18 protein-coding genes and 1 pseudogene are annotated in these 19995 nt (G+C 62.1%); 10 read left to right on the top strand and 9 right to left on the bottom strand.

Annotated elements, in window-relative coordinates; all coding sequences use genetic code 11:
* Positions 1-8 precede the first annotated feature (8 nt).
* Positions 9-713 carry a 4Fe-4S dicluster domain-containing protein gene (locus ASD02_RS15025; RefSeq protein ID WP_025427397.1) on the top strand — a complete coding sequence of 235 codons (705 nt, stop codon included), beginning with the start codon at positions 9-11 and terminating at the stop codon, positions 711-713.
* 149 nt (positions 714-862) lie between these two features.
* Here ASD02_RS15025 and ASD02_RS40595 read toward each other — a convergent pair whose 3' ends face one another.
* On the bottom strand, positions 863-1249 hold the full coding sequence (locus tag ASD02_RS40595; protein ID WP_309141644.1) for a DUF1254 domain-containing protein: 387 nt from the start codon (positions 1247-1249) through the stop codon (positions 863-865).
* Complete coding sequence (locus ASD02_RS40600) at positions 1144-1374, bottom strand: hypothetical protein (RefSeq protein WP_025427396.1); 231 nt, start codon at positions 1372-1374, stop codon at positions 1144-1146. Before ASD02_RS40600 ends, ASD02_RS40595 begins: the two co-directional genes overlap by 106 nt.
* Positions 1375-1480: 106 nt before the next feature.
* Between ASD02_RS40600 and ASD02_RS15035 the strand changes: the two are divergent.
* The 5 genes and pseudogenes from ASD02_RS15035 to ASD02_RS15060 all read left to right on the top strand — a co-directional run bounded on the left by ASD02_RS15035 (position 1481) and on the right by ASD02_RS15060 (position 7300).
* Positions 1481-2445: pseudogene (locus ASD02_RS15035) on the top strand (transporter).
* A 369-nt stretch (positions 2446-2814) separates the two neighbouring features.
* A complete protein-coding gene (locus ASD02_RS15040) occupies positions 2815-3366 on the top strand; it encodes a hypothetical protein (protein WP_025427394.1) in 552 nt (183 codons plus the stop codon).
* Between the two features lie 407 nt (positions 3367-3773).
* Positions 3774-4523 (top strand): phosphodiester glycosidase family protein, encoded by a 750-nt coding sequence (locus tag ASD02_RS15050; protein ID WP_057220839.1) that lies wholly within the window; start codon positions 3774-3776, stop codon positions 4521-4523.
* 99 nt (positions 4524-4622) lie between these two features.
* Positions 4623-5150, top strand: a complete 528-nt coding sequence (locus tag ASD02_RS15055) for an RNA polymerase sigma factor (protein ID WP_025427391.1) — start codon at positions 4623-4625, stop codon at positions 5148-5150.
* A 2-nt stretch (positions 5151-5152) separates the two neighbouring features.
* Positions 5153-7300 (top strand): VWA domain-containing protein, encoded by a 2148-nt coding sequence (locus tag ASD02_RS15060; RefSeq protein WP_244494222.1) that lies wholly within the window; start codon positions 5153-5155, stop codon positions 7298-7300.
* 501 nt (positions 7301-7801) lie between these two features.
* Here ASD02_RS15060 and ASD02_RS15065 read toward each other — a convergent pair.
* The gene (locus ASD02_RS15065; RefSeq protein WP_025427389.1) at positions 7802-8149 is read right to left on the bottom strand and encodes a hypothetical protein; all 348 of its coding nucleotides are present in this window, start codon (positions 8147-8149) and stop codon (positions 7802-7804) included.
* Between the two features lie 134 nt (positions 8150-8283).
* Here ASD02_RS15065 and ASD02_RS15070 point away from each other — a divergent pair, with 134 nt between their 5' ends.
* Positions 8284-8919: a PAS domain-containing protein gene (locus ASD02_RS15070; protein ID WP_025427388.1), complete on the top strand. Its 636-nt coding sequence runs from the start codon at positions 8284-8286 to the stop codon at positions 8917-8919.
* Positions 8920-8977: 58 nt separating this feature from the next.
* Positions 8978-10132, top strand: coding sequence for a pyridoxal phosphate-dependent aminotransferase (locus ASD02_RS15075; RefSeq protein ID WP_025427387.1), 1155 nt, complete (start codon positions 8978-8980; stop codon positions 10130-10132).
* Positions 10133-10269: 137 nt separating this feature from the next.
* On the opposite strand, the gene bmt is transcribed toward ASD02_RS15075, so the two are convergent.
* Together bmt and ASD02_RS15085 are read right to left on the bottom strand one after the other, a co-directional pair.
* The gene (bmt, locus tag ASD02_RS15080; protein ID WP_025427386.1) at positions 10270-11286 is read right to left on the bottom strand and encodes a betaine--homocysteine S-methyltransferase; all 1017 of its coding nucleotides are present in this window, start codon (positions 11284-11286) and stop codon (positions 10270-10272) included.
* Positions 11287-11368: 82 nt separating this feature from the next.
* The gene (locus ASD02_RS15085) at positions 11369-12718 is read right to left on the bottom strand and encodes an O-antigen ligase (RefSeq protein WP_081788862.1); all 1350 of its coding nucleotides are present in this window, start codon (positions 12716-12718) and stop codon (positions 11369-11371) included.
* A gap of 375 nt (positions 12719-13093) precedes the next feature.
* Here ASD02_RS15085 and ASD02_RS15090 point away from each other — a divergent pair, with 375 nt between their 5' ends.
* Positions 13094-14209: an acyltransferase gene (locus ASD02_RS15090; protein WP_158071734.1), complete on the top strand. Its 1116-nt coding sequence runs from the start codon at positions 13094-13096 to the stop codon at positions 14207-14209.
* Positions 14210-14410: 201 nt separating this feature from the next.
* Positions 14411-15277 (top strand): D-alanyl-D-alanine carboxypeptidase family protein, encoded by an 867-nt coding sequence (locus ASD02_RS15095; protein WP_025427383.1) that lies wholly within the window; start codon positions 14411-14413, stop codon positions 15275-15277.
* A gap of 235 nt (positions 15278-15512) precedes the next feature.
* Here the strand turns inward: ASD02_RS15095 and ASD02_RS15100 are convergent, their stop codons facing one another.
* The 4 genes from ASD02_RS15100 to ASD02_RS39205 all read right to left on the bottom strand — a co-directional run bounded on the left by ASD02_RS15100 (position 15513) and on the right by ASD02_RS39205 (position 19756).
* Positions 15513-16559, bottom strand: a complete 1047-nt coding sequence (locus tag ASD02_RS15100) for a glycine betaine/L-proline ABC transporter ATP-binding protein (protein ID WP_025427382.1) — start codon at positions 16557-16559, stop codon at positions 15513-15515.
* Complete coding sequence (locus ASD02_RS15105; RefSeq protein WP_025427381.1) at positions 16552-17463, bottom strand: proline/glycine betaine ABC transporter permease; 912 nt, start codon at positions 17461-17463, stop codon at positions 16552-16554. Before ASD02_RS15105 ends, ASD02_RS15100 begins: the two co-directional genes overlap by 8 nt.
* Positions 17464-17746: 283 nt before the next feature.
* A complete protein-coding gene (locus ASD02_RS15110; protein ID WP_025427380.1) occupies positions 17747-18745 on the bottom strand; it encodes an ABC transporter substrate-binding protein in 999 nt (332 codons plus the stop codon).
* Between the two features lie 867 nt (positions 18746-19612).
* The gene (locus tag ASD02_RS39205) at positions 19613-19756 is read right to left on the bottom strand and encodes a hypothetical protein (RefSeq protein ID WP_107027614.1); all 144 of its coding nucleotides are present in this window, start codon (positions 19754-19756) and stop codon (positions 19613-19615) included.
* Positions 19757-19995 lie beyond the last annotated feature (239 nt).

A 19995-nucleotide genomic window follows, 5' to 3' on the forward strand; every position in this document is an offset into this window, starting at 1 on the left:
AAACCGAAATGACGGCGCCTTCCGCATCTGCGGAAACTCGACTTGAAACCGTCCGTGCGGCTCTTGAGCCGCACGGACTTTTTTTGCGCGGCACGCTGAACTTTGCTTCCGGCGATGCCGCGCCGTTGCTTTCGGATGGTCGGCCGGCTGCAAGCGTCGCGCTGATCGGCAATGTCGGCGGCTCGCTGTGGCAGCCCTTCGTGCGCTGGCGCGAAAGTGCGCCGGACCATGGCGGCAACGATCCGCTCGATACGTGGTCGAAGTCGGTGATTGGGGAAATCGCTCGAGGCAGTGGGGCGACGGCCTACTTCCCGTCGGATCCACCCTGGCAGCCATTCCAGCAATGGGCGATGCGGGCGGAGGGGCTGAAGACTTCGCCGCTCGGCATTCTCATTCATCCGCGCTACGGGCTCTGGCACGGCTATCGTGGCGCGCTCGCCTTCGACGAACCCTTGGCTGCCGATAGCGAGCGGTTGGCCAGCCATCCCTGCGACACTTGCGTGGATAAACCATGCATTTCCGCCTGTCCGGCCGGCGCGCTCGAGCGCCTGCAATTCGATGTCGGCCGTTGTCGCAGCTATCTGAGGACGGAGGCGGGCAGGAGTGGCTGTCTCGAGCACGGATGCCTGGCCCGCGACGCCTGTCCCGTCGGGCAGGACTATCGCTATCCGCCGGCGCAGCTTCGCTTCCACATGTCCGCACTGGACCTTTGATCTGTCGCCGCTGCCGAAACTATGGCCTGATGGGCGGAGCCAGGGCTCAGCCTGGACCACGCGGTTCAAAGACTGGAAGAAGCGCAGATCGTAGGGAATGGTCGAATCGTAGACAACGTCGATGGCATCGACAAAAGTCGTCGGCGGATTTACGGCCTGCGACAATGGATAGAGCCTGATCCGTTTGGCGTAATCGACGCCTTGGCAACGTCGGCTTCGCTGCCGCTGTTCAGAATGGAGCGCAGCAGGGCGTAACCCTGATAGGTCGATGACGGCAGCACGATGTATCCGTCCGGGATCGCGCCGGAGTGGTCAGGTGGCAGGATGAGGTATTTTCCGCCCTTGCCCTTGTCGACCCCGGCCGGGCCGACATCCTCCAGGGGGAACTGCCATGCATGACGTCCGGATTGGGGGTGAGTGTCTGGTTCTTTCAGTCCGGCAGGCGAGACCAGTAGACGATCTGATTGGGCTTGCCTTTGGCGCCCGTGATCATCGCCTGCAGCATCAGGTCGAAGTTGACGACAGGCATGCCCCAGTTGACGGCCTCGATCGCTCGGCTCTCGATTGTCCTTGCGTCAAGGTCTTTGACCAGCTTGTCGTCGGCGCTGGCCGGGGCCGCCGCGATCAACAGGCTCAGAATCGCCATGGCGAACCTGCGCATTTGAAGCCTCCGTCACATGCCGCCGTTGCGGGAAACATGCGGTTGAATTGCCCCGATTGTAACCTAGTGTGTGTAGGCTAATGCAGGGGGTCGCATGATTCGAAAGATGTGCGCCGGTTCGCTGGTGTTCGTGGTTGCGTTTGCCGCGTCACAGGCCAGCGCGGATGAATTTGGCGTCAGTTTCTGGCTGCCTGGCCTATACGGCAGTTTTGCTGCGGTGCCGGGTAAACCCGGCTGGTCCTTCGCTTCGATCTACTACCACTCCTCCATCAGCGCGGGTGCGAGCGAGGCTTTTCCACGCGGCGGGGCCGGGCAAGTCGATGTCGGCATGAGCGGGCGCGGCGACCTGGTTGCCTTCGGACCGACCTACACCTTCGATCAGCCCGTATGGGGTGGGCAGCTCGCCCTCAGCCTGTTGGGCGTTGCGGGACGAAGCCACGCCTTCGTAGACGCCACCTTGACTGGGCCGCTCGGCGGTTCGGTCTCCGGCGAAAGATGCGATTCTCTAACCGCGTTTGGCGATGTCCTTCCCCAGGCGGCACTTAATGGAACGACGACGTCGACAACTATCTCGTCTATATGACCGGCGGCATTCCCGTTGGTTCCTACGATCCTGATCGCCTGGCGAACCTGGGGCTCGGCCACGGTGCCATGGATGGCGGGGTCGGATACACCTATCTCAATCCGGACACGGGTCGCGAGTTTTCGATTGTCGGCGGCCTGACCTACAACTTCAAAAACCCCGATACGGACTATCGGAACGGCATTGATGGGCACGTCGACTGGGCCGCATCGCAATTCCTGAACGAGCATGTCCATGTCGGCGTCGTTGGATACGCCTATCAGCAGCTTACGGGGGACAGCGGCGAAGGCGCGACCCTTGGTGATTTCAAGTCCCGCGTGTTCGGGGTCGGTCCCCAGCTCGGTTGCAAGTTCGACGCCGGCGATGAAACGGCGGGCTATGTGAACCTCAAGGGATACTACGAGTTCGGGGCCAAAAACCGCCCGGAAGGCTGGAATGTGTGGCTGACGCTGGCGTTTTCACCTGCGCCGAAGCCTCCAATGAAATAGAGGACGGTAAAGCGTCGGCCGGGGCCGTGAATGACACGGCAAGGTCCAGCCTGCCCATCCACCGATGGCCGCTCGGGCATACTTTCCACAGCCGCATACACAGCAGGAAGTGACGTGCGTAACGCACAATCCCAAGGCACCGCCGGCACAGGCATCCACACGACCTGCGCCGTCACCTTCCGGCGCTGATTGACTGGTGCTGTCCCCGCAGCTGGGTGCGCATGGAAAACCGAGCGCCTGTTTCGCTGTTCCGCTCCGGCACGCAAAGATGGTGTAAATCTCCAAAATGACTAAAATTGCAGGTGTTCTGGAAACGTAAAATTTCCGAATTTATACCGATTTGGACGGTGTGGCATTGGAGACCATCTCATGACGCGCAGCCCAGTGGTATCCGTGAGCAACTTTCCCCCGCGCTTGTCGCGGGAGGAAGTCGACGCGCAGGTATCGCGTCTGGACAGTATTCATGCCGCCAATTCGCAGCTTCTCGACGAGGCGTACAAGCGCCTGCTGGCGATTGCCGCCGCCCATGCCGCGGTGGTTGCGGCCTGCATCGCCGGCTTCGACGGTCTGTTCGACAGCTCCATATTGGGCGCGAGCTTGCTGCCGGAGGCGATCGATTTTCTACGCAAGGCCGCCCTGGTCGTCGGCTGCATTGGCCTGCTGCTCACTTTCTTTGCCATCGCCAACAATTACGGCGAGGTGCAGCGGGTGGCGCGCCAGCACGCCAGCAACCTGCGCTTCACGCTGCAGGAAAAGCGATTGCTGACCAGGCTGTCGAGCGAGATCCTCACCGGTAATCCCAACTCTTACCTGCGCAGCGGCGTTGCCGGCCTTGCCTGTCTGGCGGCGATCTTCGGCCTTGCGGCGGCGGCCGGCTGTTTTGTGCTGGCCGGCATTGCCGGGATTATGGCTGGCGGCTGAGCGGAACTGTCGCGGCCGTAAGGCCCTGTACTTTCCTTACCTCATCCCTGTGCGCACAGAATTGCGACGGCGACCTACCTACACCGCGACGATGCCATGTTTGGCTGCGGCTACGGATGCCGATTTCTCCTCTCCCTCATCTCTGTGCTTGTCACAGAGATCCAGCCGCCCGCGTCGGCGGCGCGCAAAGACCGCGTCATGCAGCAGACAGCGAGGTTTTGGTTCCTTCACGGCGCAGACGCGCTGTGGCTGGACCCCTGTGACGAGCACAGGGGTGAGGGGGAGAGCACGGTTGGCCTGTCCGTCTACGGCGAGGCCGGGCCTGCCATCAGCATTTTCCTCGCTCCTGCGCCAGAACCGCCGCAATCTCGATGATGCTGGGCGACTGATTCCATTGGATGTTTTTCATGCCGCTTTTTCCAAAACCATTTCTCGTCGGTGCCGTTCTCTCGGCCGGCCTTGCCGGCCCGGCGCTCGGCGCCTGCCGTGACGTCAGCCATCTCGGGCAGGACTATATCGCCTGCACCGTCGACCCCGCCGATAACGACATCCGTCTTTACGACAAAGATCAGGCCGGCGTTCCCTTCCGCTCGTTCCGGGCGCTGTCGCTGGAACTGCGCCATCGCGACGAATACATGCTCTTTGCCATGAACGGCGGCATGTATCACGACGACCTGTCGCCGGTCGGCCTGCATATCGAGGAGGGGCGCGAGCAGGCGCCGCTCAACACCAATACCGGCTGGGGCAATTTCCACCTTCTTCCTAACGGCGTCTTCTATGTCGATGGCGGCAAGGCGGGGGTGATGTCGGCGGACGCCTATCGCGCCGCCAATATCCGGCCCCGGTTTGCCACGCAGTCCGGCCCGATGCTGGTGATCGATGGCGAGCTGCATCCGCGCTTCCTGCCCGACAGCACCAGCCTCAAGACCCGCAACGGCGTCGGCGTGACGGCTGCGGGCGAGGTGGTGTTCGTCGTCTCGAAAAGGCCGGTGCGGTTTCACGACTTCGCGACGCTTTTCCGCGACGAGCTCGATTGCCCCAACGCGCTTTTCCTCGACGGCACGATCTCCAGCCTCTATGCGCCTGATATCAACCGGCACGACCGGCTGTTCCCGATGGGGCCGATGATCGCCGTCGTCGGAAAATTCCCGCGCTAGTTTTTTCTTTGGGGCCGATGCGATTTTTTTCGTCGCGGCCCCAAGGAATTGTCGTCGTGCAACGTCTAAGGTTCAAAACAGCTAGGAGCGGGCACGCCATTGGACGCTGAACTCGTCGAGAAAGCGGTGTCTGGAGACAGACGGGCGTTCGGCCAATTGGTCGAGCGGCACTATGATTTTGTCCATGCCGTCGCCTGGCGCTGGTCGGGCAATGCCGCGGATGCGGAAGACATCGCCCAGGACGTCTGCGTACGGCTGGGTACCGCCGTTCGCGGCTTTCGCGGCACCAGCCGGTTTCGCACCTGGCTCTACACCCTAACGCTCAACGCGGCGCGCGACCACAAGCGCCGACAGATGCGCGACACCAGCAGGATACAGGCCTATGCCAACGAGCAGGCCGTTCTTGGCGGCGGCGAGACGGCCGAAGACGATCGCCAGGAGGCGCTCTGGACGGCCGTCAGGGCGCTGCCGGAAAAACAATGCGACGCAGTGCTGCTCGTCTATGCCGAGGGGATGAGCCATGCCGCGGCCGCCGATGTGCTTGGATGTTCCGAGGCGACCGTGTCCTGGCACGTGCACGAGGCGCGCAAGCGGCTGAAGACATTGCTTGGCAAGGAGGCCGTGTGATCATGACCGACGATTTCGACAAGCTCTCCGGGCTGACCCCGCCAAAGGCTTCGAACGAGGCACGCGCGCGTGCGCTCGCGGCCGCCATGCAGGCTTTCGACATGGCAGAAGAAAATTCGACCATCACCCAAGGATCAATGCTGCCGGTTCGTCAAAGCTCCATCTTCAACCGGATATGGAGCCCCATCATGAACAGGAAACTGCTTGCCGGATCGGCACTCGCCACGCTGCTGGTCATCCCCGCCGCCACGTTCCTGACGCTGGAACTGACGCGCAACTCCGTGCTGCCCGGCGACACCGGGGCAGAGATCGCGGTGAAGGGAGAGCCGAAACAGAAGGCAGCGCCACGGCCGAAGTCAGCTCCGACTGCGTCGGCGGTGGACGAAAACCTAGCTGCTGCGAAGAGGCAGGAGACCTCCGGCTTTGCAGTCGGCGGGTCGGTTGCCGTTGATGCTGAGGGTCGGCCACCGGCCGATAAGCCAGCCGCCGAGGCGCTTGCCCGCGCCCGCGAACAGAAGACCGTCGAGGTTCAATCTGCGGCGCGAGCCGAGAACCCGGCGCCCACTGCCGAGGCCGAGGCGGATGCTTTGGGCAACCAGATGATGAGCGATAGCGCAGCACCGCTTTCTGCAGCTCCGGGCGCTGAGACACGGATGACCTTTATGCCGGCGCCCGTTGTTGCCGAGGAGATGGCTCCGGCTCCTCAGGAAAACCGCGAGCGCTTCAACAAGGCCGACAGCAATCCGGTCAAGAGCGTCGCCACCGACCCGGTCTCCACCTTCTCGGTCGATGTCGATACGGCTTCCTACGCCTTCGTGCGCCGCTCGCTAATGGAGGGTCAGATGCCGGAGCGCGATGCGGTGCGGGTCGAGGAGATGGTCAACTATTTTCCTTATGATTGGCCGCGCCCGGCGAGCGCCACTGAGCCGTTCAAGGCGACGGTGACGGTGACGCCGACGCCGTGGAATGGCGGCACACGGCTGATGCACGTGGCGATCAAGGGCTATGACGTCGTGCCGGCGCAGGCACCGAAGGCGAACCTGGTGTTCCTGATCGACGTTTCCGGCTCCATGGACGAGCCGGACAAGCTGCCGCTCTTGAAAGGCGCCTTCCGGCTGCTGGTCGAGAAACTGAAGCCCGAGGATACGGTTTCGATCGTCACCTATGCCGGCAATGCCGGCACGGTGCTGGAACCGACCGCGGTCAAGGACAAGGCGAAGATCCTGTCGGCGATCGACACGTTGCAGCCCGGCGGCTCGACCGCCGGTGCCGAGGGCATCGACGCTGCCTACCGGCTGGCGGAGAAGGCCTTCGTCAAGGGTGGCGTCAACCGCATCATGCTGGCGACCGACGGTGACTTCAATGTCGGTCCCGCCAGCGACGACGAGCTCAAGCAGATGATCGAGGCCAAGCGCAGGAGCGGCATCTTCCTGTCGGTGCTCGGCTTCGGCCGCGGCAACTACAACGATGCGCTGATGCAGACGATTGCCCAGAACGGCAACGGTACGGCCGCCTATATCGATACGCTGGCCGAGGCGCAGAAGACGCTGGTGGAAGAGGCGGGCTCATCGCTGTTCCCGATCGCCAAGGACGTCAAGCTGCAGGTGGAATTCAACCCGGATGCAATCGCCGAATACCGCCTGATCGGCTACGAGACCCGGGCCCTGAAGCGCGAGGACTTCAACAACGACAAGGTCGATGCCGGCGACATCGGCTCCGGCCACAGCGTCACGGCGATCTACGAGGTGACGCCGAAGGGCAGTCCGGCGGTGCTGAACGACGACCTGCGCTACGCGGCGGCGGAGAAGCCGGCAGCCGATGCGACGATGAAAACCGGCGAACTCGCTTTCCTCAAAATCCGCTACAAGAAACCGGATGGCGACCAAAGCGAACTGATCACAACGCCGGTTACCGAGGCGAACGCCGTGCCATCGCTCGCAGAGGCGCCCAATGACGTGCGCTTCTCGGTCGCCGTGGCCGCCTTCGGGCAGAAGCTTTCGGGTGTGACGGCGCTGTCGGACTATTCCTATGATGCCGTCGTCGATCTGGCGGCAGCGGCCAAGGGGGCGGACCCGTTCGGTTATCGCGGCGAATTCGTCAATCTGGTGCGGCTCGCCAAGGGGCTTTCGGGCGGCGGCTCGGCCAATTGAGGGTCGGGCGGGAGGATGAGGCTGCGCCGTTACCGCGGCGTGGCCCATCATCCGGCTGCCGCCACCTTCTCCCCGCTTGCGGGGAGAAGGGATATACGGCGCTGCCTTCGTCTGACGTAACCTGTTCTGCGCGTGGTCCGTTTGGTAGGCGTCGGGGAGTTCAAGGACCCCGTTGCCGAAAGGGATAGTCCGATGCCCGGCAACCATCGTCCTGACTAAAGGTGCCGTCTCCTTGTCCTCGGACGGTACCACTTCCCTCATTCCTGTGCTTGTCACAGGAATCCAGTAACGGCGCGTCTGCGCAGTTAAGGATCCTTCCAGTGGCCCTTCTTCCTCAAGCTCTTCCGCGCCGTAGACACGGCGCTGCTGGATTCCTGTGACAAGCACAGGAATGAGGGCGAGAAATCCCACTCGGGCAGCAAGGTGCAGCGGACCAACCAGCTAGGTCAAAGATTCATTGTGATCGCGCCGAGCCCCATGGCGCTCTTTAAACGCCTAACCTCAACCCTTCGGAAACGCGCGCTCCAGGCCGCCTGATTTCGTCAAACCCGTTCTGAACGCCTGGTAGGCCGGGTGCTGGCTGGAGCGGGCGGCTTCCATCAGGCGCATCTGCAGCCGCGCCGGGGCCTCGCTGCCGAGCCAATGGCCAAGCTTTTCGAGCTTCAACGTGTTGAGGAAGCGGGCTTCGGAGGCGATGTCGAGGCAGCGATGGAGGCCTTCCATCAGTTGCTCGTCCTGCTCGGGGTTTTCCGCCAGCAGGCGGATAAAGGCCTGATCCGCTTCGCCAAAAGCCGAAAGCTTGTCGGCAACGGTGTCCCTGTCGGGGAAGGAAGCGGGTCCGGCATTCATGTCAGTGTCTCCAGGCGAATCTCGTTTTCTTCGGGATAGGACAGGCCGGCAGGGCGCGCAAGCATCGGTGAATGATGCACCTAAACGAAACGTCTAGAATTGACAAAAAGTCCAGAATCGGTCATTCCAGTGACATGAACATAAAGCCCGCCATTGCCTTCGACATTGCCATGCACGCGCCAACGGCTGCGGCCATCAGCGCCTTGCTCTATCCGCATGCGGAGGTGGTGCTGCATGACCTTAAGCGCGGCACCGTCGTTGCCATCTGGAATGCCTCCTCCGGCCGGGCGGTCGGCGAGGATTCGCTGATCGAGGAAGAGTTCGGCGTGGTTTCGGGCGCGGAAAACGTGCTCGGGCCATACGAGAAGACTGGAGTCGACGGTCGGCGCATCAAGTCCATCTCGGCGGTGTTGCGCGACGCCAAGGGCGACGCGGCAGGCCTGCTCTGCATCAATCTCGATGTCTCGATGATCGACAATGCCGTGAAGCTGCTTTCCGCCTTTGCCGGTGCTGCGCAGCCGCGGCCGCAGGTGCTGTTTTCGCGTGACTGGCGCGAAGAGATCAACGCGTCGCTGCATGACTGGCTGAAGGAGCGGGGGCTCGCGCTTTCAGCGCTGAAACGGGCGGACCGGGTGGCGCTGGTGGCGGCGCTGGAGGAGCGCGGCCTGTTCAAGACCCGCAACGCCGTCGACCATCTTGCCAGCCTGATCGGCACCTCGCGCGCCTCGATCTACAACTATCTCACTGCCGCCCGCGGCGACGCTTCCTGATCACGACGAAGACAATGGTTTCGCCCGTCCGCCGGACGCAGCGATTGGAGGACCCGATATGACCACCTTGCCAGACTTCCGCCTCGAAACGCATTTCTCCCGCTGGGAGTTCAAGGCGCGCCACCACATGACCGCCAGCGACAGCGAAACCATCGGCATGGGCGAACTGCTGGCGCTGGCCGACGACGCGGACCGGGAAGCCTGGGACAAGCTGACGCTCGGCTACACCGAAACCTATGGCGCACCGGCCTTGCGCGCGGCCATTGCGTCGACCTATCAGGGGCTCTCGGCTGAAGACATTCTCTGCTTTGCCGGGGCGGAGGAGGGGCTTTACTGCGCCATGCTGGCGCTGCTCGGCCCTCAGGACCACGCCATCGTCACCGTGCCAAACTATCAGTCGATGGAAACGCTGCCGGTCACGATCGCCGCTTCGGTCACCGGCGTGCCGCTGCGCCCGGAAAACAACTGGCGCCTCGATATTGCCGACGTGCGTGCGGCGCTGAAGCCGAACACCAGGCTGATTGCAGTCAACTTCCCCAACAACCCTACCGGCTCGATCGCCGATCAGCAGACCTTCAAGGCGCTGGCCGAGCTCTGCGCCGAACGCGGCATCCATCTCTTCAGCGACGAGGTCTATCGTGGGCTCGAGCGCGACCCGGCGCTGAGGCTGTCGCAGGCGGCCGAGTTGTTCGAGCGCGGCATCTCGCTCAACGTCATGTCCAAGGCCTATGGCCTGCCGGGCTTGCGCATCGGCTGGATCGCCTGCCGCGATCATGCGCTGATCGAGCGCATGGAGAAGATGAAGCACTATCTGTCGATCTGCAATTCGCGTCCGTCCGAGGTTCTGGCAACGATCGCACTCAAGGCGCGCGAGCAACTGCTGACACGCAATCGGGCGCTTTGCGCCTCGAACCTCGAAAAGCTCGGAGCCTTCTTTGCCGAATTCCCCGCCCTCTATGAATGGCGGGAGCCGGATGGCGGCTGCGTCGGTTTTGCCCGCTATCTCGGAGCCGATGGGGTCGAGACCCATTGCCGCCGCCTGGTGGAAGAGGCGGGCGTGCTGCTGCTGCCATCCAGCCTGTTCGTGTCCGACCTGCTGCCGGTCGCTGAGGATCGCTTCCGTGTCGGCTTCGGTCGCAAGAACATCGAGATCGGGCTTGAGGCCTGGCGGCAGCATCTTCGGGCGGACAGTGCGATCAAGCGCAGCGCCTGATTTTCGGGGGCATTCCCGCTCGTTGCGAGAGCCATAGCGAACGCTACAAATGAAAACGCTCCGGGATCAGATGATGCCGGAGCGTTTCGTTATTTTGTCGATCTTGCGTGCTTTTCGCACTTCCCCTGGAAGTGCTTTTAGCCGCGGCGGCTGCGCCGTTCCCGGGCCGGGGCCGATGGAGCTTCATTGGCCGACTTGTTGCGCAGCGGGCCGATCCTTTCGATGATCACATCGAGCGTCGGGCGTTCGCGCGGCGAATGCTCGTCGAGGGCCACGCGCATGGCGGCGAGGTGCCCGCAGGTGGTGCCGCAGCAGCCGCCGATGATCTTGGCGCCGGCGTCGGCCGCGAGCCGAGCATATTCCGCCATCAGCGGCGGCGTGCCGGAGTAATGGATTTCCGAGCCGCGGAATTCCGGAATGCCGCAATTGCCCTTGACGATCACGGTCGCCTCGGGCTTTGCCGCGGTCATGTCGAGCAGCGAGGACAGGATGTCGGACGCGCCGACGCCGCAATTGGCCCCGACGGCGACCGGGCCATTGCCCAGATCCTTGGCGACATCGTGAATATCCTTGGGGTGCAGGCCCATCATGGTCTTGCCGGCGGTGTCGAAGGAGCCGGTATAGACATAGGGCATGCCGACCTTGGCGGCGGCCTCGGCGGCCGCGCGGATCTCGTCCGGCGACGACATGGTCTCGATCCAGGCGACTTCGGCGCCGCCGGCCTTCAGGCCTTCGATCTGTTCGACGAAGGCCGAGACCGCGTCCTCATAGGACAGCGCGCCAAGCGGGATCAGCAGTTCGCCGGTCGGGCCGACAGAACCGGCGGTGATGACCTTGCGCGGTGCCTGGTCGGCGACGGCGCGGGCGATTTCGGCCGCGCGCCTGTTGAGTTCGTGCACGCGATCCTGGGCGTGGTGCAGCTTCAGGCGGTGGCGGGTGCCGCCGAAGGAGTTGGTCAGGATGATGTCGGCGCCGGCGTCGACGAAGTCCTGGTGCAGCTTGGCGATGTTCTCGGGCCTGGTCTCGTTCCAGATTTCCGGCGCTTCGCCGGCTTCGAGGCCCATCGCGAACAGCGAGGTTCCGGTGGCGCCATCGGCAAGAAGAACGCCTTTTTCGGCGATAAGGTCGGAGAGAACGTTGGCTGCAGCGGTCATCGGCTTTTCCCGGCTAGAATGAATGCAATAAGATATAAAGATATCTTTATGTCTTTGCAAGCGTCGGCGTGGGTGGCCGGGACTATTGTTGGTGGCGCAGGCCCAAGCGCCCGGCAAGGCCGAGCCCGAAGATGGCCAGCGCCGTCAGCAGCCACATCGGGTCGGCGCGGTTGAGGAAGAAGCTTTCGAGCATGGCGTTGTAAGTCATGAAAATGACGACCATGACGCAGAAGTCGGCAAAGGCCCGACCCTCCGGCCGGCGCGAGGCGCGGATGTAGTCGAGGAGCGGTTTGACGAAGAGCAGCAGGCTTATGAGGATACCGCCGGGCAGGCCAAATGTCAGCGCCGCGTCGAGATAGCTGTTGTGGCCGGCAACGATGCCACGCACGTCCCAGTTCGCCTCGAAGTTGGCCTCAAGGCCCATGATGACGGGCGAGAGCCAGAAGCTGGAGTAACCCTGACCTAGCCATGGGTGCTCGGCGATGCTGGCGCTGGCGAACTTCCAGATGTCGTCGCGTCCGGTGAAGGTGGCATCGTCGATGATCGCCCTGGTGAACGAAAGCAGGGTGTCTGAATAGATCGTGCCGAGCGTCAGGCCGAAGACGACGACCGACATGACCAGATGCGCGACGATCATCAGGCCGGGGCTGCGAACGGCGCGACCGGCAAGCACCAGCGTTATGGCGATTGGCAGGAAGCCGATGGTGGTCTTCGAGCCGGTGTGCAGCACGAAGTTGACCGAGAGCAGGGTGATGGCCCAGCCGCGAAGCGTGGCGCCGGAGCGCAGGCAATAGATCCCGAACATGCACAGGATCGAAAACACCGGCGCCGAGACGTTCTTGTGTAGGAGATGGCCGCGCCAGAAGCCGGCATGCCAGGGCTCGCCGCCGGCGGCCGAGTGAATGGCCAGGTCCGGCGCCACGATGAGCGCGGCATAGTCGATCAGGATGAGGAGCAGTATGGCATTTGCCCCGGCATGAACGAAATCCTCCTCGCTGCGCGGCAGCACCAGCACGCCGGCCACCATGATCATCGCCACAAGGCTGAGCGTCAGACCACGGGCGGAGGCGGCCGGATCGTAGGACTGCAGGCAGGAGAAGTAGGCGATGGCGAAGATCGCCACCCAGGCCGGCGAGGCCAGCCGCGCCAGCACCCGCTTGTCGACCACGAGCAGCATCGCAAACAGATAGACCGCACCAAGCACGATGTAGCCGACCTGGTTGATGATGTTGCCATCGTTGGCGGCATTCGGGTCCGTCTCCATGGCGCCCTGAAAGGGCATCAGCGTGAAGACCATGAGGAAGAGCCCGAGGCCGGATAGCAGCGAAGCCAAATGGCGCGTCAGCTGTGCGAGCCCAACGTCGTAGCCTACCCGCGCCGGCACTGGATGCCGACGTGTGGGTAAGTCTGCCGTGGCGGGGGGTACTTGCATCAGGGCGCCGAGATTGCTGGGGCGTCGCCGACACGGCGCCACCTCCGGGTTTGCGGTTCCCGTCTGCAGTTGCCCCCAGAGGGCCGGGACCTGCCATCAAGCATGGCGCAATCGGGTTAAGGTCGAATGAAACGGCGGCTCGGTTCAATCGGGCATCTTTTGCCAAAGCGGGCAGTTTTGCCTTGCCCCGACAACAGAAGCCAAATGTCTTTGGCTCAACGCAGAATGCCCATTACCGGATTTTAAGGCTTCCCGGGCGAAGGTAGCTTCCAATCGTCCTTGCGGGACCTGTCTTCTCGAAGCAGACCGTCTAAACGACGGGCGCAACGTGACGAAATGGCGGCGCTTGCCGCCAGCGATGGAGCATTCTCCGCAATGGTGAAGAAACCCAAACTCCTGGCGCTCGAATCCTTGCGGGGTTTCGCGGCCCTTGCGGTTGTCCTGCACCATTTCCGTTACGGCAGCCTGCTGAGTGAGAATGCCTTCATCCGGCACGGCTACCTCATGGTCGACTTCTTCTTCGTGCTCAGCGGCTTCGTGATTGCTCTCAACTATGCCAACAGATTGTCGAGCCCCGCAGAGCTCGCAAGCTTCCAGCGCCGGCGGTTCTGGCGCCTCTATCCGCTTCATCTGTTCACGCTGCTGATCTTCCTCGGCATAGAGTGTCTCAAATACATCTTTGAACAGAAGACCGGCATCATCTCCAATAACCCCGCCTTTGTGGTGTCCGACGCAAAGGCGTTCCTTGCCAATCTTTTTCTGCTGCAGGGCGTGGTTCTGAGCGAACTCGGGTTCAATATTCCGAGCTGGTCCATTTCGGTCGAGTTCTGGACCTATCTGATCTTCGCTTTGACGGTGGGTCTCCTGCGGTTACCGGTGCGCTGGTGCCTTGTTCTGGCGGGTGGAGCGGCCATCATCCTGCTCGCTCTGGAGGGCGGACGGCTCGAAACCGATCCGATCTTTGCGATCATCCGCTGCGTATTCTCTTTTTTCCTGGGGGCGTGGGCCGCTTCGCTCCACGTCCGATTGCCCCGAAAGGCGGCGGCGCCGATGGCTGCAGCGGCGCTGACGCTCGTCGTTTTGGCAATCTGGGGCCTCGGCGGCGGCCGCGCGGAAATCCTTCTGCCGCCTCTTTTTGCGGTCACGGTTGTGGCCGTGGCGAACCTGCAGGAGGACACGAGTCTTCGCCGCTTTCTCGAGTGGCCGTCCTTCGTCTGGTTGGGCACCGTCAGCTACAGCGTCTACCTGACCCATTCCATTGTCGGCTGGGCGGTCACCCAGATTCTGCGCTTCGGCCTGAAGGTTCCGACCCACGTCGCTCCCGATGGGGACACGGTTCTGACGCTCGACCAGGGCTTCGCGACGCTGGTGACGCTCGCTGCGATAGGTGGGGTGCTGGTTGTCTCTACTCTGACCTTCCGTTTCATCGAAAAACCCTTTCTGTCAGGCTGGCCTTTTGGGGCGAGGGCTGTCGCGGCGCGTGAGGGTTAGGCAGGTTCGATCTGGCGCCGAAGCCAGGTTGTCCGTTGACGCCATTGTGGCGGAAGCGGGGCGATTGCTCACGACGAAAAGCCGCAGCCGATAGGCGATTGCGGCTCGCTTGTGATCGCTGTAAAAGGCGGCACTTATGTAGTCGCTAGCTTGCCCGCGGGTATCGCGCGCTGATCGATAGCCTCAAACGAGAAGAACATCATGCATTTCACTATCCGGACACTCGCGTCGGCGGCGGTTTCACTCGGTCTGTTGCTCGGCGGTGCGTCCTACGCGTTCGCCGGAAAAGCCCATCTGGTTCTGGACGCGCAGACCGGCACCGTTCTCGAAGCCGAGAATGCCGACGAGCTGAACTATCCCGCGTCCTTGACCAAGATGATGACGATCTATCTTGCGTTCGAAGCGCTTCGCGACGGCAAGCTGACGTGGGACCAGCGACTGACGATGTCGGAAAATGCCAATGGCAAGGAGCCCTTCAAGCTGGCCGTCGGCGTCGGGCGCACCGTCTCCGTCCGCGAAGCCGTGATGGGCATGATCGTGCTGTCGGCCAATGATGCTTCCGTTGCCATCGGCGAACAGCTGGCCGGCACTGAAACCGGGTTTGCCAAGGTGATGACCGAGAAGGCGCACCAGCTCGGCATGGCCAGCACCGTGTTCAAGAACGCCAACGGCCTGCCGGATCCGGAGCAGGTGACGACGGCGCGTGACATGGCGACGCTCGGCATTGCGCTGATGCGCGATTTCCCGGAAGAGTTTGCGCTGTTTTCGAACCGCAAGATCGAATTCAGGGGCATGAAGCTTCGCGGCCACAACGGCGTGATGAACCGCTATGCAGGCGCTGACGGCATCAAGACCGGCTACACCACGGCGTCTGGCTATAACGTGGTGACGTCGGCGACGCGCGACGGCAAGCGCCTCGTCGGCGTCGTCATGGGCGGCGAGACCGCCGAAAAGCGCGACACCCAGATGATGGGCCTGCTCGACAAGTATTTCCCGGCGACCAGCGATACGCTTTCGTCCGCAAGCACCGTCGAGCCGGCTGCAGCCGAAACGACGAAGACCAACTGAACAGCGCCGTAGAGCACTTGGTGCGAATGCGAGGCTGACATCGGCCTACAGCGCCGCGCGTCTTATTAGACGCGCAAAGGTCGCTGTAGCACTTTGAATTGCTGCATGAGCGCCGACAGCGTGCGTCTTCCGAGTTGCACCCCGCAGACGATACGACCCGCCTGACATGCGAAGGGCGCTGCGGCCTGTTCCCGCGATGGGAGGTGCCGAGCGCCCTTGCTGCCGATTGGCCTGTCTATGCGGCTCTCTTGTCCTCGTGACTGGTGGGCGTCACCATGGCCGAGATGATCGTCGGCAGATCGAGCGCGCCGATCGGGCGGCCGTTTTCGTCGACGACATGGGCCACGTTGAGATGAGCGCCGGTCATGGCGCGGGCCGCCGATTCCAGCACCGTGCCCATCGTCAGCGGCATGCCTTCCGGGTTGCCGGAAAGCGGCCGCATGATCGTCTCGACATTGATGACGCGTCCGCGGTTCACTTCCTTGACGAAGGCGCTGATGTAGTCGTCGGCGGGCGACAGCACGATTTCCTGGCCCGTTCCCTGCTGCACCACGCGGCCATCCCGCAGGATGGCGATCTTGTCGCCGAGCCTGAGCGCCTCGTCGAGATCGTGGGTGATGAAGACGACGGTCTTCTTCAGCTCTTTCTGTAGGTCGAGAAGCACGCTCTGCATATCGACGCGGATCAGCGGATCGAGTGCCGAATAGGCTTCGTCCATCAGCAGGATGTCGGCATCGTTGGTGAGCGCCCGGGCGAGGCCGACGCGTTGCTGCATGCCGCCGGAAAGCTGGTTGGGGTAGTGGTTCTCAAAGCCCTGGAGACCGACCCGGTCGATCCAGCCGCGCGCGCGCTTTTCGCTCTCGGCCTTGCCGACGCCCTGGATCTCCAGGCCGTAAACGGTGTTGTCGAGCACGGTCCGGTGCGGCAGCAGCGCGAATTTCTGGAACACCATCGCCGTCTTGTGGCGACGGAATTCGCGCAGGTCGTTGTCGTTCATCTTGCAGACGTCGACGCCGTCATAGAGCACTTCGCCTGCGGTCGGGTCGATCAGCCGGTTGATGTGGCGGATCAGCGTCGACTTGCCCGAGCCCGAAAGCCCCATGACCACCATGACGCCACCGGCCGGCATCGAGATGTTGATGTCCTGCAGACCGAGCACGTGGCCGTGCTTTTCGTTGAGTTCCGCCTTGCCCAGGCCCCGCTTGACGGCATCGACATAGTTGCCGCCATTGGGGCCGAAGATCTTGTAGAGGTTCTTCACCTCGATCGCGTGACTAGCCATGGATAACCTCCGAATGCTTCTGTAGCCGCCTGCCGAAGGCCTGGCTGGTACGGTCGAAAATGATGGCGATACCGACAAGGGCGAAGCCGTTGAGGAAACCGACGGTGAAGAACTGGTTGGCGATCGCCTGCAGCACGTTCTTGCCGAGGCCGCCCACGCCGATCATCGATGCGACGACGACCATCGCCAGCGACATCATGATGGTCTGGTTGATGCCGGCCATGATGGTGGGCAGCGCCAGCGGCATCTGCACGTTCTTGAGCTTCTGCCAGGCCGACGACCCGAAGGCGTCGGCGGCTTCGAGCACTTCCTTGTCGACGAGGCGGATGCCGAGATTGGTGAGCCGGATCATCGGCGGCACGGCATAGATGACGACGGCGATGAGGCCCGGAACCTTGCCGATGCCGAAGATCATCACGACCGGAATAAGATAGACGAAGCTCGGCATCGTCTGCATCACGTCGAGCGCCGGATTGACGACCGACTGCACCCGCTCGGAGCGCGCCATCAGAATGCCGATCGGAATGCCGATCAGGATCGAGATCAGCGTGCAGACGGTGACCATTGCGAGCGTGACCATCGTGTCGTTCCACAGGCCGACGAGGCCGATGGCGATCATCGACAGCGCCGTGCCGATGGTGATGTTGATGTTGCGGCTGCCGAAATAGACGATCGCCACCATGAGCGCGAGGATGACGATCCACGGCGAGCTGACGAACAGGCTTTCGAGATAGTTCAGAAACCATTGAAGCGGCTGGACGACCGTGTCGATGGCGTCGCCATAGGTGCGGACGAAACCCTTGAAACCATCGTCGATGGTCTTGCGAGCCAGGCGGATCGTTCCGTCGTCAATGGCAGGGAACTTGCAGAGCAACTCTGGCAAGACACTGCAGATGGATGCCATATTTTTCCCCTTCTTGGCCTGAAGTCTTATGACGCCGACTGCGTCTTCAGACCGGTCGTTGCCGATCCCTGCGCAGACTTTGCGGTGACCTCTTCGGGTCCCGGCGTGAGGAATGTGACAGCGGAACGTGACGCCCGCTTTACTGAATGCGACATGCGAAGCGAACTGAACCTGTTCGTCGTCGCCGGTATTGCTTGCCATGTCCGACAATTTTTTCCGGCTGGCGAAGACGCCGATGCAGGCGACCGCTTTTCACGCGGGCCGCCTGCATCGTCAGCGAAAATCAGAGTGCCGCCTTGACCTTCTCGGCCACATCAGGGCTTACCCATGTGGTCCACATGTCCGGGAACTCTTCGAGGAAGTGCTTTGCTGCATCCTCGTTGGTGCCCTGGTTCTCATCCATCCAGGCAAGGACCTTGTTGACGGTGCCATTGTCCCACTTGCGCGCCTTGACATAGTCCATGGCAACGCCGGCCTTGTCGGCAAACGACTTGGTCACGACAGTGAAGACGTCGGAGACCGGGTAGGAGTTGACCTTCGGGCTCGGGCAATCCGGAACGGCCGAGCAGGCGTCCCATTCCTTCTTGTCGTGATCAACGCCGAAGGAGAGGCGGGTCATTTCGTACTTGCCGAGGATGGCAGTCGGTGCCCAGTAGTAGCCGAGCCAGCCGGTCTTCTTGGCAAAGGCGTTGGCGATCGAGCCGTCGAGGCCGGCCGCAGAGCCGGTGTCGATCAGCTGGAAGCCGGCCTTCTCGGCATCGATCGCCTTGTAGAGATTGGCGGTCGAAACCTGGCAGTTCCAGCCAGACGGGCAATTGTGAATGGCGGCTTTGGACGGGTCTTCCGGTGCCGGGAAGAGATCGGGGTGTTTCAGCGCATCCTGCACCGTCTTGATATCGGGGTTGGCATCGGCGACGAATTTCGGGATCCACCAGCCTTCGACGCCGCCTTCGCTCAGGATCTTGGCGGCTTCGATCAGCCGGCCTTCCTTGATGGCCGCGTCGAGCGGCGTGCGAACGGCGTTGACCCAGAGTTCCGGCGCCATATCCGGCTGGGCCTTTTCGTTCATGGAGGCAAAGGTCGGCATGGTGTCGCCGGTGACCAGCGTCACGGTGCAACCGTAACCGTTTTCCAGAATGAACTTGTCCACGTGAGCGGCAACGCCCGCCGACGCCCAGTTCATCTCGGCAATGCTGACTTCACCGCATTCCGCGGCCTGCGCGGAACCCGCCAGCGCGTACAGACCCGCGGCGAGAATGGTGGAAGCGAGGAGTTTCTTCATGTTGCAAGACCTCCCAGTCTTTAACTGCAGCCTACGATCAAACGGGCGTCGTGGGGACGCCGTGCATCCCGGTCACCCGAGCCAAATGAGCAGCCTGGGGTTCGGCAAAAGACAAGCCAAGGGTAGCCCCTGCTGCGGCGGTGTGGGAGTTCGATCTGGTCCTGGCCGCGGAACCCTGTCGCCGGCCGGATCTCCTCTATACCGCTCCGCAAGCCTAAGTATTCTCGTTGGGAAATCAACCTCTTGAATCGGAAAACGGCCGCGCCGGGCTGCGGGCAGCGTCTGTCTGCGACATGATGGAAGGGGATTTTTTTGGCTTCCATCGGGCCAAATTTAAGCATTCGCGACAATTAGTGCCGTAAAATATAGCGGTCGCCGCAATGCTTGTTTTCGATCTGTTGCAATCAGGACCTTTCCTGTCGTGAATGCGCCACGCGCACATTTTGTAAATGTCGCGAAAAAAATTCAAAAAATGCCGCGATTCATCTTTCGTTAAATCCTCGATAACCATCCGGTAACGATGTCCGGCTAATTGTTGTTGCGCGGCGGGAAACGGCCGTCGACCCGGATCAAGGTATAGCGTCCCGGGTTTGAGCGAACCTCCGGTGTGTTTTTCCGGAGTGACCAGCGTTTTTTGGAAGCCGCATCCCTCGATAAGAGGTCGATGCGGTTTTCGCGTTTAAGGGCGTGTCGCACAAAAGTGCGTGGCGGTTCTGCGGCGACGACATGCGCAAACCCAGCGCCTCACATGCGCCGTATGGCCAAAAAAAACCGCCTCCACGAAGGGAGACGGCTGGAGGAGAAGGCGTCAGCTGCCGGAATGCGAAGCCGTGGCCGATAGGGGCCCGATCCTATGGGCCTGATGGGTCAGCCGACGTTGGACGTGCGGATGAAGCCGAGCGGGCCGAAGGGAGCGTCGAGAACGACGTTGCGAACGCGCGACTGGCTGACCGGTGCCTTGGAATTCCAGGCGATCTGAACGAAATTTGGTTTGCTGAATATGTACAGCATGGGCATGGACCTTGAGAGGCCGGACGTTTGTCGTCCGGTGTGTGTTTCGATGGCGCTGATATAGGCTCGCGCCTTATGGAATTGAATGCCAAACTCGTCACGGGATGTCGCATTTATGCTAGTTTCGGAGGGAAACTCGACAAGCTTGATGAGCGGCCGAAACAGTCCGTCATCGACGCGCCGCAAATGCGGCGAAAACGTGTCAATACAGCTCTTTGCGGCCGGTCAATTCGGTGTTA

The sequence above is a fragment of the Ensifer sp. Root1252 genome (assembly GCF_001425885.1).
Lineage (GTDB): Bacteria > Pseudomonadota > Alphaproteobacteria > Rhizobiales > Rhizobiaceae > Ensifer > Ensifer canadensis.